Genomic DNA, 16,254 nt, shown 5'->3' on the forward strand with positions numbered 1-16,254 from the left:
TATAACACGAAAATGATTTTAGTCGATAAAGCGAATCTTTATGTGTAGAAAAAGATAAGCGAAAACACTGCTTAAAAAAATAAGTCAGCGCGAAAACAGCTAAAAGCATAACTAACAAGCAAATGAAAACACGTACCAAAACTTCCAATTTTCTACCTGAGGGTACAAAGCAAGTAGAGATGACTGTTGATGGACAGCAATTAAAATTCACCAATCTTGATAAGATATATTGGCCAGATGAAAAAATCACAAAAGGTGATATGCTTAACTATTATGCTGCTATAGCGCCTTATATATTGCCTTATCTAAAAGATCGTCCACAATCGTTGAACCGTAATCCAGATGGAATAAAGGCAAAAGGATTTTATCAAAAGGACGTGGATGGAAAGGTAGCTGATTGGATTGAGACATTTCCTTATGACAGTGAGTCGACCGGTGAAACTATTGATTTTTTGGTTTGTAAAGATAAAGCCACGTTGCTTTATATGGCCAATTTAGGTTGTATTGAGCTAAACCCTTGGCATAGTAGAATAGCTAAACCGGATAATCCTGATTATTGTTTGATAGATTTGGATCCGGATAAGAACGCCTTTGACGAAGTAATAGAAACGGCGCTGATGGTGAAAGATGTATTGGATAAAATTGGAACAACATCCTATGTAAAAACATCCGGTTCGTCTGGTATGCACATCTTGATCCCTCTTGGGGCTAAATATAGTTTTGAACAATCGCGCTTGCTAGCAGAATTAATAGTGGGTATTGTGCAGGCTCGCCTGCCTGCGTTAACGAGTACGGAACGTTCGCCTGCTAAACGGAAAGGAAAGATATACCTTGATTATTTACAGAACCGCCAGGTACAAACAATGGCCGTGGCTTATTCATTGAGACCAAAGCCTGGAGCAACCGTATCGGCCCCGCTGGCATGGGAAGAAGTGAAAAGTGGCTTAAAAATGACTGACTTCACTATTAGGAATATGACAGACCGCGTAGCCGAAAAAGGGGATTTATTAAAAGGGTTACTAGGTAAAGGGATTGATTTAAAAAAGGTATTGAAAAAGTTAGAAGAACTCGACGGATAGTTAAAACAGGGACAGCCAGCAATAAGTATAGGGGGGAAATGTTAATTTTAATAAATGCGTATTTAGATCTATTGTTGCCTCTCCTATCAGCTTATCTGCTGCTTCCGTATCTATTGAAATTTGTGCTTCTGCTACTTGATAAGATAAATTATGCGTAATCAAAAGCCGTTGTTTATCTAATGAATATAGATAAGCCATAACCTGTGGATGATCCGTTTCTAGGAGTTTGAACGTTCCATAATTAAAGGCCAAATGACTCTTTCTCGTTTTTACCATTGTCTTCACTTGCTCTAAAATAGAAGAAGGAATACCATACTGACTACTAACATTAACTGATGGATAACCATAGGTGCCACTATCTATTATTGGCCATTTTAATTTTTGCGAATCAGCATTGGAAAAGCCTCCGTTACTACTAGTATCCCACTGCATAGTTGTACGCACCGTTTCTCTTTCAGGAAGTGCTAGATTATCGCCCATCCCTATTTCTTCGCCATAACGAATTACAGGACTACCAGGTAGAGTAAGTAAAAAACTCATTGCCAAATTGATTCTGGCGGAATGGTTATTTACCATAGCTGGAAGGCGGCGCCTAATGCCCCTATTGTAAATACGCATGTGTTCACAGGGCGCAAAGAGTTCAAAAACACGTAAACGCTCCTCGTCCGTGAGACGTTCTAGATCTAACTCATCATGATTACGAATAAAATTCAGGTACTGATCGGAACCACTGGGAAAAGGGAGTCGCTGGAATGCACGTTCCAGTGGTTTGGCGCAATGTTCTGCCATTGCTAAAAAAAGGTAGTTGTTTAGAAAAAAATTAAACAGGCCATTGATTTTTTTTCCTGCGCCAAAGAATTTAGGATAGTCTTCAGGTTCCACATCTGCTTCTCCGATTAGCACCGCATCGTCCCTATATTGCCTCATTGCCTGCTTCCATATTTCTAAAATCTCGTAACTATTATCCTCAAAACGTGCATTTCCCTTGTTTTTCAGCATATGTGGTACCGCGTCAATTCGAAACCCCGCAATACCAGTTTTCATCCAATAGTGGATGATGGTGAGGATTTCTTTTTGGACAAGCGGATTGGATACATTCAGATCTGGTTGATGTTTATAAAAAGTATGATAGTAATAACTGTTTGCTTCTTCACTATACTCCCAGTTGCTATCTTCTTTTGTTTTAAACACCACATCTTTCCTATCTTTTTCGGGCTTTTCTTTCATCCATATGTAGTAATTGTGGTACGGTGAGTGTTCTTTTATCGCCTGCTTAAACCAAGGGTGTTCTATACTGGTATGATTTACGACCAAATCAATTAGTATGTTAATATTATAGGCACTCGCCTTATCTACTAGTGTCTTAAATTCATTGATTGTACCAAGCTTAGGATCAACCTGATAATAATCAGTTACATCATAACCACCATCTCGGTTACCAGAATAATAAAAAGGCACAATCCATAGACAATTAATTCCTAAATCAGCTAAATATTCAAGTTTTGACATAAGTCCTGTTAGATCCCCCAATCCATCTCCATTACCGTCCTTATAACTGCGAACATCTAAGGAATAAATGATTGCTTCCTTCAGCCAATTTGGCTTATATTGCTTACTCATAAATTAAAAACAGCTGTTTAAAGTTTTTTGTTTTTTACTAACCGAATTAGCCATCCTTTATCACTTCCTAATGTTATACTTGGAAATTAAGGCAAGCTAAAGTTTCCTCTTGAAGCGATAATGGCCTTTAACGCGCCGGTTAAAATAAGTACCTTTTGACTTCACATGTTTCATTTCTTCATAAATGACTGGAGGGACATCATAATAGGCATATATTAACCCCGATACAAAAGTAATTCTTAATACCAATGTGTCCGGATTGTAGGTAAACGAAGCAATTACTGAGGAAGGCATTCTTCAATATTTTGTTACGCTAACTACACTTGATAAAAAGCGTAGGGGTAATAAGTGGATGATTGATAAACTCTTTTAAAATATTTTTGGAAAATAACGTTTCAATAAAACTTTTAGCTATAGAAGTGATTACCAGTAGATCTAGATGATAGGCTGTGATGACGGATTCAACACCAGAAAGGACATCGTCTGCGTGATAGGTAATAAACTTAAAATTGTTTGAACTAACGTTTCCCGCCACATCTAATTCCCACTGTTGCATCTGCGCATTAACCTGCTCAGCATTTTTGGTATAAATATGAAAAGCAATAATTGCTATTAAATGATTAAATAAATCATCAACCACTTGTAAACTTTCTATCTCGCTTGGATGAAAACTCGACATCAAACCAATATGTCTTAAATTTTTTAATTTGTTTATGTCTGGAATAGTCAATATAGGCGTACTGCATTTTTCCATGAGAGAAGAAAGTGGGCCCACCACTGTACTGTATTGCAAATTTTTTATATCGTCATGAACTAAAATAATGAGCGTTATTTCTTCTGTAGCCGTAATATTTACTACCACATCAGAAAGATCTCCCTGAACAGCCTCTCCTTGAATCATGGAATTAGAAAAAATCGTCCTCATAGAGGTTAATAATTCTTCCATTGATTGATCCGGATCTCTTTCACTTGAAATTTCTTCTTGTGAGAAAGGATGTACGAAGTATATTGCCCAACTAAAATTTTGAGCAATGTTTAACACCTCAGTGGCTATTTCTTTCGTTTGTTCAGTGAGATCTACTGGCACTAATACGGTGTTACTTGATATCATAATGATAATTATTACGATTTCTTCTTAGGTACCTTAGCTCCTTCTTTTCTAGCTTCGGATAAACCAATAGCGACCGCCTGTTTTTTTGAAGTCACTTTCTTTCCACTCCCGCTTTTTAACTTACCTTCCTTCATTTCGTGCATCGTCTCTTCGACTTTTTCGCCGGCTTTCTTTGAATACTTTGCCATAACTCTTTCATTTTAATTCAAAATACTGAACAATTAACTTAGGGCATATGTTTTAATAATAATTATTAATAGAGAACCCCTTCCGCATACATTAAATCAAAAAAACGTGCCTTTAAAGAATGAAAATTTTATACCCCAATAGCAGAAAGTAAAAAGCAGATTAGGCCGGAACAAAATATCGCTAAATCTGATGTCTATATGAGCAGATAAGTGCACAGAAAGATATTGGTTTTTTATGATGTGGAACAATTTCTCATCTAAAGCTGTTAATAAACAACATAGAGATTGTTATGATTGAAACACCAGAGCAAAAAGATATATCAAATGCGTTTTTTAAGGAGGCGTTAGAACTACTTAACAGCAGCGGCAGTAATTTCATGCTCGGTGGCGCTTTTGCGATGTTTAATTACACCGGGATATTTAGAAACACCAAAGATCTTGATATATTTTGTAAATCAAGCGAATACCCAAAAATACTCAAACATTTTGCAGCCAATGGTTATAAAACGGAACTTACGGACGTGCGCTGGTTGGCAAAAATTTATAAAGGAGACTTTTTTATTGATATCATCTTTGATACCGTCAATAATATCTGTACAGTTGATGATAGTTGGTATGAACGGGCCGTCATGGGCGAGTTTATTGACGTTCCGGTAAGATTCATTCCTGCGGAAGAGCTAATATGGTGTAAGATGTACGTACAGAATAGGGAGCGGAACGATAATGCCGATATTAATCATACCATTTTAAAATATGGCAAACACCTTAATTGGGAACATCTATTATATCGTTTAGATCAACACTGGCATCTATTACTAGCACAGATACTAACTTTTCAATTTGTATATCCTGCCGATTATACGGATATCATTCCAAAATGGCTTTTTGATGAGTTGATGCACCGAGCAGAAGAACAATATGAATTACCACCACCTGTTGAAAAGGTATGTCGAGGTCCATTAATTGACCAAACCCAATACCAAGTAGATATTAAGGAGTGGGATTACAAAAGCTATACGATAACTACCGTTTAATTATGACTAAAAAAAATCAAAAAAAAATTGCCGCTTTAGCTGATATACATATAAGAACCACGGATAAGGGACGATGGGCAGATTGTTTTACGGAGATTTCAAAAAAGGCAGATATTATGCTTATTTGTGGAGATTTGACAGACACCGGAGATGAGGACGAAGCGCGTGTATTAGCAGAAGAACTAAAATCTTGTAGTATCCCCGTAATTGGCGTATTAGGAAACCACGATTATGAGAAAGGCAGGCAAAAGCTGATCAGGCAAATACTGCAAGAAAATAACATGATTGTATTGGATGGTGAGGGTGTTGTGATAGCGGATATTGGCTTTGCCGGTATTAAAGGCTTCGGAGGTGGTTTTGATAATTATATGCTATCGATGTTTGGAGAAAATGAAATGAAGGCCTTTGTACAAGAAGCTGTCGACGAGTCACTACAGCTTGATCGCGCACTGGCCAGATTAGATCAAGACAATCCCGGCATTATGAAGATCGCATTATTACATTATGCTCCTATTAAGGAAACGGTGATTGGAGAGCCGGAACAGATATATCCATTTTTAGGATCTTCCCGATTGGTTGATCCTTTGCATAAAAGAAAAGTATATGCGGCATTTCATGGCCATGCCCATGCCGGGCAGTTGGAAGGGGTAACTTCGGGCGGTGTTAAAATATTCAATGTGGCATTGCCGGTTTTAAACAATAGAGATAAAAAAAATCCTTTCTATATTTTTGAGGTTTGATTTGTTTTATGGATTGATTATTAAAGCAAGCCAATTAGGCTAATTGATTTGTATGAAACCTTAATTTTATATATGTTTGAGCGCCTCGTTGAATAATTTGATAACATACAAAACATATACTTTTCATACCATTCCTATTCAAGTTGTATTTGAAGAAGGCATAATACGTATTACAAATGATCTGCAACTTTGGATTTTTTACGACCAGCACATCATTGAACGTACAGTTTGGCTTGTCAACAGAATAAAACAAGATTATAACGAATTCTTTGGAAAACCTTTAGCTATTAGCAATCGTTCGTTAGGCCTAGAAATTTGGGGGCATCTTTATTATGAGGTATTCATTTTACGTTTTTCTAAGCTCTTTCGCTTAGACATACGTTCACGTCGCATGAAAAATTTGCTAAAACCGGCGCAAATAATTGACTGCGGGGAGTCCGATAAAGATAGCAATCGAAGATTATGGAACCTTTTAGCACCATTATTCAGCTTTATAGGCAAACTGCTTCCATTAAATATTTCTAAAATAGGATTAAAAGATTGAATATATGAATAGGCCAGGATTCTCCCGTCGCTTATACAAGTCATTTGTATATAAAAACATTTTTTTATAGATTTACAATCTTAAGCGAAAATAGCTCAGTTGGTAGAGCGCAACCTTGCCAAGGTTGAGGTCGCGAGTTCGAACCTCGTTTTTCGCTCTAAGCCCTCTTAATTGAATTAAGAGGGCTTTTTTTTGGAACATTTAATTTAAAGCCGGTACTTACAGCATATTATTAGTACTCCCAATTTCCTTTTACTTGCGTACCTAGCAAAACATCATTTCTAACCTTCAGGAAAACATCTATTTCCTGTTGCAATTCCTCCACATGTGAAATAATACCCACTATTCTGTTCTCTTTACGTAGCGATTTTAACGTATCAAAGGCAACTATTAATGCGTCTTTATCTAATGAACCAAATCCTTCATCTAAAAAGAAAAAATTCTGTTTAGCTTTATTTTGTTGCTGAATCGATTCTGCCAGCGCCAAAGCCAATGAAAGAGAAGCTTGAAAGGTTTGTCCACCAGATAAGGTTTTTGCCAATCTGGATTTACCATCATTTAAATAATCTCTTACTTGAAATTCGTTCTTATCGGTTACCTCTAGTTTAAGCTGCTGTTGCGTAAGTTTATAAAAACGTTTATTTGCCGCATCACATAACTGCTGTAGATAAACCGAAGATATGTAACTCACAAAACCGCTACCCTTGAAGAGATTTTTCATTGTGTTTAAATTAGTGGCCCTCTCTTCTGTTTTATTTAACTCTTGTTGCAACTTCTCTTTCTCCACCAAATAACCTATCTGTCGATCATGTTCGGCTTTTAATTTAACATAGTCGTCTTGCTCATGCTGAACTTTTTCCTTAAAGTCAGCATAGAGCCGCTCTTCTTCTGCAAGGGTATCTTCATCAAAATATTTCCCGGCTGCCTGCTCACGTATTTTGTTAAGTTGCGTTTCGGCGTTAAACAGCTGTTGAAAAAAATACTCTAATTCTTTTCTAACTTCGCCGAGTGAAATATTCAAACTCAAAAGTGATATTACCTCATTAATATCACTAAATTTAGATGCCGTTATAGCATCATTTAATTTAACCTTTACAAAAAGTAATCTTTCGCGTTCTGCTTCTAAATTATCTATAACGGCATTCAGCCGCGTTTCTAACACTGTTTTAACCTGCTGATGTTCTTGTAATTGCTGTTGTAAAACATCGTAACGAGATAAAATTTGATCTGACTCGGTTGAAAGCTCTTCAATAAATGTTTTAAACTCTTCTATATGGCCACTGTATATCGCATCAATTGTAATTAATTTAAGCTGCTTAATTAAAACTTCAAGTGCTCCAGATTTGGATTGTTCTTCTGCAACAATTTTTTTTATCGCATTGTCAAAATTATCTCGCTCCATTTCAGCCTTCTTCAATGCAATTTCATTAGTATTTATTTCATTTTCTATCGATGTAATCTCCTTTTCGATTTCCTTATAATCCTTAAGCGACACTTCGATTTCTTCTGCATTTTCCCGATCATATTTATTCCAAGTAAACTTATTTAAGTGTTCTTTCAGCAATTTGTCTTCTTCTTCATACCGTGCACTTAGCTCGTCCTTTCTCTTGATAAGATCGGACCTTTGTACATTCAATAACTCGTAAATACGTTCAACTTCCTGAATCCTCTTTAACTCAATTCTCAATCTACCTTCTTCCTCCCTGAGATTTTCGTGATGATTCTTCACATCATCGATTGCTAAAATAGTAGGATGTTCAGCACTCCCGCAAAGCGGACAGGCTTCTCCTCTATGTAAAGCTGCTACAAAATCACCTAACTTCATCTGAAGTTGAACATGGCTCATTTCGTTATTTAATTCATCAAGTCTACTTTCTATGTTCTTACTCTTAAGAGCAGACGATGTTTTAAAATCCTGTTTTTCAGAACTATCGGGCAACAATTGATTGATTTGTTCACCTACTTTATTAATTTCTTCTGTTAAATCATTCACTGAAGAAGAATAATGCGAAAGGTTTTTTACATGGTTTTCTTTTTCCCTGAACCAGTTTTTTATTTCGTTTAATTGCGTAATATCTGGTTTTTCCAGCCTTTTCTGGTGGAGGTTTTCTTTAAGTTTGACAGCATTTTTCTCGCACTGTATTTTAGCTTTTTGCGCATCTTCGACAAAGTTTTTACCTTTGCTGATTCTCTCCTTTAGCCTTGTAATAGCTTCTTTAAGTTCAAGAATGGAAACACCAACCCGATAGTCGTCAACTTTTTGCTTTATTTCATCAAGCTTACTATATTTTAGCGTAACGGTTGCATGTTCTTGTTGCAACTCCATTAATTTTGTATCTGATATCTTTAATTTCTGTTGATAATCAACTAAACTTTCTTCTCTCTTCTTTATACCAATCTCGAGCTCATCCAAACGCAGGAGATCGGGTTTGAAATATCTCTCGCAATACTCGTAATCTGCTATTCTATTTTTTAACAAGGCATAGTCGGCAGATTTACCTGTTAATGTAGCATGTAACTCTTCTGCTTCTTTTAACTCTCCGAACAATTTCTTCTGAGTTGTAAGTTCCTGTATTTTAGTTTCTCGCTGTATAAGCTCTACTTTACGAGCATTCAGCTCATTCTTTAGTGCAAGCAACTGCTGCTCAAGGGACTGCTCATACTCTTTCGTTACATTATCAAAAAAGGCTAACCGTCCTTTGAGTAACTGTAGACTTTCATTGTTTTTTCGTTCAAGTGACGAGGTTTGTTGGAAGAACTCATACTTATCTAGTTGAAAAATATCTTTCAACATATCCGTACGCGCTTTATCTGTAAGCTGAAGGAATTCTTGAAATTTTCCTTGCGGGATAATGATTGTCCGTCTAAAATTATCGTAACTTAATCCTAAAATATGTTCAGCAGTGCTTTCCATTATTGGCTGCCAACTTCCATCAATATCTATATATGCTGTTCTCTCAAAAGTGTTTACTTTTTCAAATTTTTTCCCGTGACGCTTACCTCTCACCATGAAGCGATACCTCTTCTCGTCAAAATTGCTAAACACGAAGTCAATAAACAACTCATCTGATTTCAGGTTCATCATGTTGTAGTTTCGATCATCTCTGTTATTTAGCCTTTCAGTTTCTCCGTAGAGTGCAAAGGCTATGGCTTCCAATATGGATGACTTTCCTGAACCGACTGAACCAAATATGCCAAATAATTGCCCTTCTATTAATCGGTCGAAATAGATAGTTTGCTCATTTTGATAGGAGAAAAGTCCTTTGATAGTTAATCTTATTGGTATCATTCTTCTACTTGCTCCGCTTTAATTTCTTTGAAAAGCTTTAATATCTCCTCACTAGGCTGTTGCTTATTTTTATACGCAAAATACTGCACAAACAATTCGTCAATAGGTTGATTTAGATCAATCGATTTACTCTCGCTCGCTAAGCCAGTTATATTACGTACCTCAGGTATAATCGTTACGATCCCTTCGTGGACCTGTAAAAGTGATCTTCGGTCTTCTGCATTCATAAAATCATCACTTACAATGGTCAGTTCTACCCAGCTATTCTGATTTTGTTGTAACCATTCTTTAGCTTCATTGATATCTTCGAACCGCTTCCTGTGTAACGGCTTACCTGTTTGTAACGGTTGTTGTCTAAAACTAGCCTCTTCACCGGGTTTAAGCGTTACAATCACTACATATTTTTGCTGTCCGGCCTCTGCAAAGCTGTAGCTTAAAGGACTGCTACTATATACGATGGGCATTTTCAATTTATCAATCTCTTGATATCTATGTAGGTGTCCAAGTGCAACGTATTGTATCGGTTTAGGAATGTTGGCAGTATATATTGCTTGCGCACCCCCAATATGCAAAATGGGCTTTTCATCTTCGGGCTCTTCTGGCGGCACCTCCCCTTTTTTCATCATAAACAAATGTGCCATCAGAACATTTACGCCTTTTGAATCGCAATACCTTTCTGCAAGGTCCAGCCATTGCCTCCCGAGAAGGTTCCTTAGCTCATCTTCTTCGTTAGACGCTGCAAGAAAGGTTTTCATCCTATATTCATTCGCATAGGGCGTTATAATTAAACGTAGTGGATAGTCGTATTTAGGTAACTTAACTTCGATAAAACCAGGTTCGCTTTGGCTAATAGAGATACCGCAATCCAACGTTTCTTTGAAAAAAGTTGTTTGCGGATAACCGGCGAATAAAATTCCACATGCCCGTGCCAATGAGTCAGGTGCATCTATTCTGTCGGGTGAGTCGTGATTTCCAGCAATTGCCACTACCAGCCTTTCGCCATTTTTTGTGAGTTTTTTTAAGCTCTTGTACAAAAGTTCGGTAGCTTCTGTTGAAGGATTGAAACTATCAAATAAATCACCTGCAACGAGTATTACATCCACATCTTCATCGTCAGCTATAACGATGATCTCTTCTAATACTATCCGTTGTTCTTCCAGCCGCGAAAACTTTTCTAACCTTTTACCTAGGTGCCAATCTGCTGTATGTAATATCTTCATTATTTTGGCATAATAATAATTATAAACAACAAACGAAAATTAAATATAAGAATTGTTTAGGGTTTCCTATTACTTTGGCTATCAAAGATAAAACACTAGTAAACCACTCAATATTATAGTTTTAAAAAAAATAAAAAAAAATAAAAACGAGCCACCAACATGTTAAACTCAATAACTTAAGCACTTACGTATTACAAAACAATCTTTAACAATAAAGCAGTTGCTACCCTCCCTTCTTACATTCATAAAATATCCATTAAAGCCCTATATTTGATTCAAACTCCCATAAATGACAGTTCTAACATTCACCATCATTATGTTTTTTGGAGCTTACAGTGCCGGATTTGTAGGCTCTCTTACCGGATTAGGCGGTGGAGTAATAATCATCCCTCTACTAACCGTATTGTTAGGTGTTGATATTCACTATGCTATAGGTACTGCATTAGTTTCTGTAATTGCTACTTCTTCTGGTTCTGCAGCAGCTTATGTAAAAGAAGGAATTACAAATATGCGCCTTGGCATGTTTTTAGAAATTGCAACAACGGCAGGTGCTGTAGCTGGAGCTTTACTCGCTTCTGTGGCACCTACCCATTTTATTGCGATTTTGTTTGGTTGTACACTCATTTTTTCTGCCATTAATTCGCTTCGGAAAAAAGAGGAGCATAATGTAAAAACATCAAGCAGCTTGGCTACTATCCTAAAACTGCCAAATAGCTATCCTACATCTATCGGTATGATGCCCTATGGAACAAAAAATGTTATCGGCGGATTTAGCATGATGGGACTTGCCGGGGTATTATCAGGTTTGTTAGGTATTGGTTCTGGCGCTTTTAAAGTAATAGCAATGGATAATATCATGAAAATTCCATTTAAAGTTTCTACTACCACCAGTAATTTTATGATGGGTGTAACAGCCACCGCCAGTGCAGTGATTTATCTTCAGAAAGGCTATATTGAACCGGGCATTTGTATGCCCGTAGTGATAGGTGTTTTATTGGGAGCTATGACCGGTGCTAAAATACTGGTAAAAGCGAATCCGAAAAAGCTTCGAATGTTTTTTGCCGTTATTATCATCGGTCTAGCCCTTAACATGATATATAATGGAATTGTAGGTAATATTTGATATGGAAAAAGACCAAATACGAGATAAAGATATTCAATACGTAATAGGTAATCTGTTACGCTATGGTGTATGGATTGCCCTCGGCGTAGCAGCACTCGGTGGTTTAATTTATTTATTTCGGCATGACCAGGAAATAGTTCACTACGGTAGCTTTGTAGAACAAGATATAAATATTTTTGTACTCATTCGGGAAATGTTTCAAGATGTTAGTAAGGGAAAAGGAGAATCGGTTATCTTATTGGGAATTATGTTGCTGTTTCTTACCCCAATCCTTAGAATTATTTTTTCGCTGATAGCCTTTTTATTTGAAAAGGATTATCTTTATGTTGGCATAACGCTGATAGTAATAGGCATTATTTGTTTTAGTGTCTTTTTTGGCTTTGCGCACTAAAATATAAAGTGCTGGAAGTACTGATACGTACTTGATACGAAAATCTTGACACTGACGTCATGATCTTGATACTTGATACCGATACCTCTATATTAAAATAATGATGACTGTATTTATCGATAGAATTATCCCTCAAATTGGCCTGGATTTATTAAAAAAAGCAGGCATTTCATATGAGCAGCATACGGAGAACCGTGAGTTGGCACCTGAAGAATTAATTGAACGATGCAAGCAACACGATGCATTATTATCCGCGGGATGGGGCCCGCTAGATCAATCTTTTCTAAATGCCTGTAAACATCTTAAAGTTATTTCTTTACATTCAGTTGGTTATGACCGCGTAGATGTTAAAACGGCAACGAAATTGAAGATACCAGTAGGAAATACACCTGATGTACTGAGTGAAGCGACTGCTGATACCGCATTTCTATTGATGTTAACAGTATCTCGAAAGGCACTTTACCTACATAAAAAAATAATTAAAGGTGAATGGGGATTTAGCCAGCCAATAGACGATTTAGGCTTTTCTTTAAACGGAAAAACGTTAGGAGTTTTTGGTTTGGGCAACATTGGCTTCGAATTGGCAAAAAAAGCAAAGGCTGCATTCAATATGCCTATCATCTACCATAATAGATCAACTAATGAAATAGCTGAGAAGGAATTGGGTGCAAAAAGGGTATCTTTTGACGAGCTTGTGAAAGAAAGTGACGTACTTGCGGCATTTTCATCGCTTACGGCTGAAACAAAAAACAAATTTAACGCAGATATATTTTCAAAAATGAAGTCGTCAGCCATTTTTATTAATGCCTCTAGAGGTGGTGTGCATAATGAAGATGACTTAATAGCGGCATTGAATGCCAAAACAATATGGGGAGCAGGGCTGGACGTCACAAACCCAGAACCCATGAAGCCAGACAATCCGCTTCTTGAAATGCCCAATGTAGCTGTTTTTCCTCATATCGGTTCTGCGACCGTAGAGGCTAGAGATGGGATGGCAAAATTGGCGGCAGAAAATGTAATTGCTGCGCTAAGTGGCCTAAAATTACCAAATATTGTTAATCCTGAAGTTTACCAATAAATACACCTATAACAGGCTATAAAATCGAAATATTAGGAATGTAAAATTATTTTTATCAAAATTTTAATAAATTAACCGCATCAATTTGGTAAATTTGCTTAAGAAAGCCAATGAACCATGAACACCTACGGTAATCCTATTCTTGAGCAGTTGCCAGATCACCTAAAGCAGTATATTGTTGACCAACATTATGAACGATATACACCAATAGATCAATCGGTTTGGCGATATGTAATGAGACAGAACTATAACTACCTCAAAGATATTGCTTATTATCCGTATATCCCTGGTTTAAAAAAAGCGGGCATAAGTATTGAACGTATTCCAGATCTTCAAGAAATGAATGATCATTTAAAGGAAATTGGATGGGGTGCGGCTACAGTCGATGGTTTTATCCCTCCTGTTGCTTTTATGGAGTTCCAAGCTTATCATGTATTGGTTATCGCAGCAGATATTAGACAACTTGAGCACATTGCTTATACGCCCACACCAGACATTATCCATGAATCATCGGGACATGCGCCTATTATTGCCGAACAAGCATATGCTGACTATCTCAACTATTTTGGAAAAATTGGCGCTAAAGCGATGTTTTCTTTTAAGGATTTTCAGTTATATGAAGCCATCCGAAAACTATCAATTTTAAAAGAAGCCACTAATGCAGCTGCTTCTGAAATTACCGAAGCAGAAGAAGAATTAAAAACTATTCAAGAAAATATGGGTGAACCTTCCGAAATGGCCCTTTTAAGTCGATTACACTGGTGGACTGTAGAATATGGCTTGATAGGCCCATTAAAGGAACCAAAAATATACGGAGCAGGACTTTTATCTTCTATTGGAGAAAGTGCGTCGTGTATGCAACCTGATGTAAAAAAAATTCCTTATACAATAGATGCTGTAAATTACCCATACGACATCACAAAACCGCAACCACAGCTTTTTGTAACGGCCAATTTTGATCAACTGTTAGATGTGCTAAATGAATTTGCAGACGGGATGGCCTTTAGAATAGGTGGCAACGAGAGCATAGCTAAAGCCATTGAATGCAAAAATGTATGTACAGCCGTTTGCTCCTCTGGGCTTCAAATTTCGGGTAAGTTTATAGAAGTGACTAAGGAAAATGAACTTACTTATATACAAACGGAAGGTCCGACAGCATTATCTATAGACGACAAGCAAATAACTGATCATGGTAAGGAATTTCATGCACATGGCTTTGGATCGCCAGTAGGTCTTTTAAAAGACACCTTAACACCCTTAGAAGAATTTACGGATGAAATGCTGGCACGTTTTAATATTTTTGTTGATCAATACACTCATCTTCACTTCAAATCGGGTATAAAGGTTAAAGGTAAAGTTAAAAGCATTAGGAAAAACAAGGGTAAAATTATTCTCATTCGTTTTGCCGACTGTACCGTTGCTCATACAATAACTGCTAAAAAATATTTTGAATCTAGGGATGGCACCTATGACATGGCTGTTGGAGAAAAAATTATTTCAGTTTTTTGTGGCGCTGCCGATAAAAACACCTATGTACAAATAGCTCTTAAATCAGAAGCGCACACGCCAAACCCTATCTATACCGAACAGACAATTCGACTACATCAGCTGTATAAAGAGGTTAGAAACATTCGGGAGTCTAAAAAAAACCTAGAGAGGTTGCCTATTATTTGGAATTTAGTAAGCAGTGCTTATCCGAATGAATGGCTTTGCCCTCTTGAGATTTTAGAATTGCTTTACAAATATCAATTTGATATGAGTACAGCTTCAATTATCAAAAATTATCTTTGTGTTCGAGCAAATAAAAATGTAGAATTGTCCAAACTAATTAATGATGGGTTAGCATTATTAGGTGATTAGTTATAGGGTTTGCAAATAAATCATAGTAATAAAATTTTCCAAGCTGTTTCAGTATCTCCTTTATCTAGAAATTCAGCAGCTTTTTTATGTAGATGTATTTGAAGGCTTGTTTTATCGCCTATAAATGTATTCATTAAATCTCTAATTTCTTCCTCCTGTCTTAATGCGTCTACGGCTAACTCATCCGGCATTTGTTCGACGTTTCCAAGTTGCCCCAAATGATTGCCAGTAAGAATTGAAGAAAGTCTAATTTCTTTGGGCAATTGATCTACGCCCATTCCTCGGTTTTTTAGAGGTTTCGTTACTTCAAATAAACTATCTGCTGATACTCTACAATACCAATTTGCTCCAAGTCTTGCTACTAGATCAAATTTTGCCTGGTTCACGTTACCGTCATCATCAAAAATTGTGTCCTTTACATGCATAAGCATCACTTCGGCTAGTACCATATTACCCGCTCCAGGGTTGTCTCCGAAGGATATAATTTCACGCACTTTACATTCTAATTGAACAGTTGATTCAGCTACCCTAGGTGGTTTTACCATGAGAGATGGGATGGGTGTTAAACCAGATTTCACAAATTCATCAACTCCCTTTTCATATTCGGTACTTGCTAACGACTGTTGTTGTACTATGTTAAAGTTCACGATGTTAATGACTACCTCTGGTACTTCTTTAATATTCTCTAATGTATGTTTTGTAGAGCCATCCCGCATACGGCGTAAAGGTGAAAAAACACATATTGCGGGTTGCTGACTTACGATGTTAAAATAACTGAATGGGCTTAAATTAACATTCCCTGCATTATCTATAGTACTGGCAAAACAAATCGGCCGAGGTGCCACCGCATGTTTAAAAATATTATCAAACAAGGTTGAATTTGGTTCTATCGTTTTTATATTCATCTGTTTATTGCTATTTATATAGCCGCGGTAATTCATGAATCACCAGACCGGCTTTGATGTTCTGTTAAGGGG

The 16,254-nt window shown here is 36.8% G+C and carries 15 protein-coding genes and 1 tRNA gene; 9 read left to right on the forward strand and 7 right to left on the reverse strand.

Features of this window, described 5'->3' with window-relative positions:
• Positions 1–122: 122 nt before the first annotated feature.
• Positions 123–1,079 (forward strand): non-homologous end-joining DNA ligase, encoded by a 957-nt coding sequence (ligD, locus tag BMY50_RS07590; protein WP_093321414.1) that lies wholly within the window; start codon positions 123–125, stop codon positions 1,077–1,079.
• Here ligD and BMY50_RS07595 read toward each other — a convergent pair whose 3' ends face one another.
• The 4 genes from BMY50_RS07595 to BMY50_RS28315 form a co-directional block, all read right to left on the reverse strand.
• Complete coding sequence (locus BMY50_RS07595; RefSeq protein WP_093321419.1) at positions 1,080–2,699, reverse strand: alpha-amylase family protein; 1,620 nt, start codon at positions 2,697–2,699, stop codon at positions 1,080–1,082.
• 96 nt (positions 2,700–2,795) lie between these two features.
• Entirely contained in the window at positions 2,796–2,993 is a 198-nt protein-coding gene (locus tag BMY50_RS07600; RefSeq protein ID WP_093321422.1) for a KTSC domain-containing protein, read from the reverse strand.
• Between the two features lie 19 nt (positions 2,994–3,012).
• Positions 3,013–3,810, reverse strand: a complete 798-nt coding sequence (locus tag BMY50_RS07605; protein WP_093321425.1) for a universal stress protein — start codon at positions 3,808–3,810, stop codon at positions 3,013–3,015.
• A gap of 11 nt (positions 3,811–3,821) precedes the next feature.
• Positions 3,822–3,998 carry a DUF6496 domain-containing protein gene (locus tag BMY50_RS28315; protein ID WP_202907764.1) on the reverse strand — a complete coding sequence of 59 codons (177 nt, stop codon included), beginning with the start codon at positions 3,996–3,998 and terminating at the stop codon, positions 3,822–3,824.
• Positions 3,999–4,288: 290 nt separating this feature from the next.
• Between BMY50_RS28315 and BMY50_RS07610 the strand changes: the two genes are divergently transcribed.
• From BMY50_RS07610 to BMY50_RS07625, 4 genes are all read left to right on the forward strand, one after another.
• The gene (locus tag BMY50_RS07610; RefSeq protein WP_093321429.1) at positions 4,289–5,032 is read left to right on the forward strand and encodes a nucleotidyltransferase; all 744 of its coding nucleotides are present in this window, start codon (positions 4,289–4,291) and stop codon (positions 5,030–5,032) included.
• Between the two features lie 2 nt (positions 5,033–5,034).
• The gene (locus tag BMY50_RS07615; RefSeq protein WP_093321432.1) at positions 5,035–5,772 is read left to right on the forward strand and encodes a metallophosphoesterase family protein; all 738 of its coding nucleotides are present in this window, start codon (positions 5,035–5,037) and stop codon (positions 5,770–5,772) included.
• 88 nt (positions 5,773–5,860) lie between these two features.
• On the forward strand, positions 5,861–6,316 hold the full coding sequence (locus BMY50_RS07620) for a hypothetical protein (protein WP_139202231.1): 456 nt from the start codon (positions 5,861–5,863) through the stop codon (positions 6,314–6,316).
• Between the two features lie 84 nt (positions 6,317–6,400).
• A tRNA-Gly gene (locus tag BMY50_RS07625) sits at positions 6,401–6,473 on the forward strand.
• A 75-nt stretch (positions 6,474–6,548) separates the two neighbouring features.
• On the opposite strand, the gene BMY50_RS07630 is transcribed toward BMY50_RS07625, so the two are convergent.
• Together BMY50_RS07630 and BMY50_RS07635 are read right to left on the reverse strand one after the other, a co-directional pair.
• Positions 6,549–9,605, reverse strand: a complete 3,057-nt coding sequence (locus BMY50_RS07630) for an AAA family ATPase (protein ID WP_093321439.1) — start codon at positions 9,603–9,605, stop codon at positions 6,549–6,551.
• Complete coding sequence (locus BMY50_RS07635) at positions 9,602–10,825, reverse strand: metallophosphoesterase family protein (RefSeq protein ID WP_093321442.1); 1,224 nt, start codon at positions 10,823–10,825, stop codon at positions 9,602–9,604. Before BMY50_RS07635 ends, BMY50_RS07630 begins: the two co-directional genes overlap by 4 nt.
• Before the next feature lie 289 nt (positions 10,826–11,114).
• Here BMY50_RS07635 and BMY50_RS07640 point away from each other — a divergent pair, with 289 nt between their 5' ends.
• The 4 genes from BMY50_RS07640 (at position 11,115) to BMY50_RS07655 (ending at position 15,277) form a co-directional block, all read left to right on the forward strand.
• A complete protein-coding gene (locus tag BMY50_RS07640; RefSeq protein ID WP_093321445.1) occupies positions 11,115–11,948 on the forward strand; it encodes a sulfite exporter TauE/SafE family protein in 834 nt (277 codons plus the stop codon).
• 1 nt (position 11,949) lies between these two features.
• Entirely contained in the window at positions 11,950–12,339 is a 390-nt protein-coding gene (locus tag BMY50_RS07645) for a DUF1634 domain-containing protein (RefSeq protein WP_093321449.1), read from the forward strand.
• A gap of 100 nt (positions 12,340–12,439) precedes the next feature.
• Positions 12,440–13,417, forward strand: a complete 978-nt coding sequence (locus tag BMY50_RS07650; RefSeq protein ID WP_317040815.1) for a 2-hydroxyacid dehydrogenase — start codon at positions 12,440–12,442, stop codon at positions 13,415–13,417.
• Positions 13,418–13,534: 117 nt separating this feature from the next.
• Positions 13,535–15,277 (forward strand): aromatic amino acid hydroxylase, encoded by a 1,743-nt coding sequence (locus tag BMY50_RS07655; RefSeq protein WP_093321455.1) that lies wholly within the window; start codon positions 13,535–13,537, stop codon positions 15,275–15,277.
• Positions 15,278–15,297: 20 nt separating this feature from the next.
• Here BMY50_RS07655 and BMY50_RS07660 read toward each other — a convergent pair whose 3' ends face one another.
• Positions 15,298–16,182, reverse strand: a complete 885-nt coding sequence (locus BMY50_RS07660; protein ID WP_093323677.1) for a flavin reductase family protein — start codon at positions 16,180–16,182, stop codon at positions 15,298–15,300.
• Positions 16,183–16,254 lie beyond the last annotated feature (72 nt).

Origin of the sequence: Olivibacter domesticus, assembly GCF_900109575.1 — a bacterium.
GTDB classification, from domain to species: domain Bacteria; phylum Bacteroidota; class Bacteroidia; order Sphingobacteriales; family Sphingobacteriaceae; genus Olivibacter; species Olivibacter domesticus.

What these genes read in the sequence shown, in the direction of transcription:
- ligD (WP_093321414.1), top strand. Translation starts at nt 123, where the DNA reads ATGAAAACACGTACCAAAACTTCCAATTTTCTACCTGAGGGTACAAAG.
- BMY50_RS07595 (WP_093321419.1), bottom strand. Translation starts at nt 2,699, where the DNA reads ATGAGTAAGCAATATAAGCCAAATTGGCTGAAGGAAGCAATCATTTAT.
- BMY50_RS07600 (WP_093321422.1), bottom strand. Translation starts at nt 2,993, where the DNA reads ATGCCTTCCTCAGTAATTGCTTCGTTTACCTACAATCCGGACACATTG.
- BMY50_RS07605 (WP_093321425.1), bottom strand. Translation starts at nt 3,810, where the DNA reads ATGATATCAAGTAACACCGTATTAGTGCCAGTAGATCTCACTGAACAA.
- BMY50_RS28315 (WP_202907764.1), bottom strand. Translation starts at nt 3,998, where the DNA reads ATGGCAAAGTATTCAAAGAAAGCCGGCGAAAAAGTCGAAGAGACGATG.
- BMY50_RS07610 (WP_093321429.1), top strand. Translation starts at nt 4,289, where the DNA reads ATGATTGAAACACCAGAGCAAAAAGATATATCAAATGCGTTTTTTAAG.
- BMY50_RS07615 (WP_093321432.1), top strand. Translation starts at nt 5,035, where the DNA reads ATGACTAAAAAAAATCAAAAAAAAATTGCCGCTTTAGCTGATATACAT.
- BMY50_RS07630 (WP_093321439.1), bottom strand. Translation starts at nt 9,605, where the DNA reads ATGATACCAATAAGATTAACTATCAAAGGACTTTTCTCCTATCAAAAT.
- BMY50_RS07635 (WP_093321442.1), bottom strand. Translation starts at nt 10,825, where the DNA reads ATGAAGATATTACATACAGCAGATTGGCACCTAGGTAAAAGGTTAGAA.
- BMY50_RS07640 (WP_093321445.1), top strand. Translation starts at nt 11,115, where the DNA reads ATGACAGTTCTAACATTCACCATCATTATGTTTTTTGGAGCTTACAGT.
- BMY50_RS07645 (WP_093321449.1), top strand. Translation starts at nt 11,950, where the DNA reads ATGGAAAAAGACCAAATACGAGATAAAGATATTCAATACGTAATAGGT.
- BMY50_RS07650 (WP_317040815.1), top strand. Translation starts at nt 12,440, where the DNA reads ATGATGACTGTATTTATCGATAGAATTATCCCTCAAATTGGCCTGGAT.
- BMY50_RS07655 (WP_093321455.1), top strand. Translation starts at nt 13,535, where the DNA reads ATGAACACCTACGGTAATCCTATTCTTGAGCAGTTGCCAGATCACCTA.
- BMY50_RS07660 (WP_093323677.1), bottom strand. Translation starts at nt 16,182, where the DNA reads ATGAATATAAAAACGATAGAACCAAATTCAACCTTGTTTGATAATATT.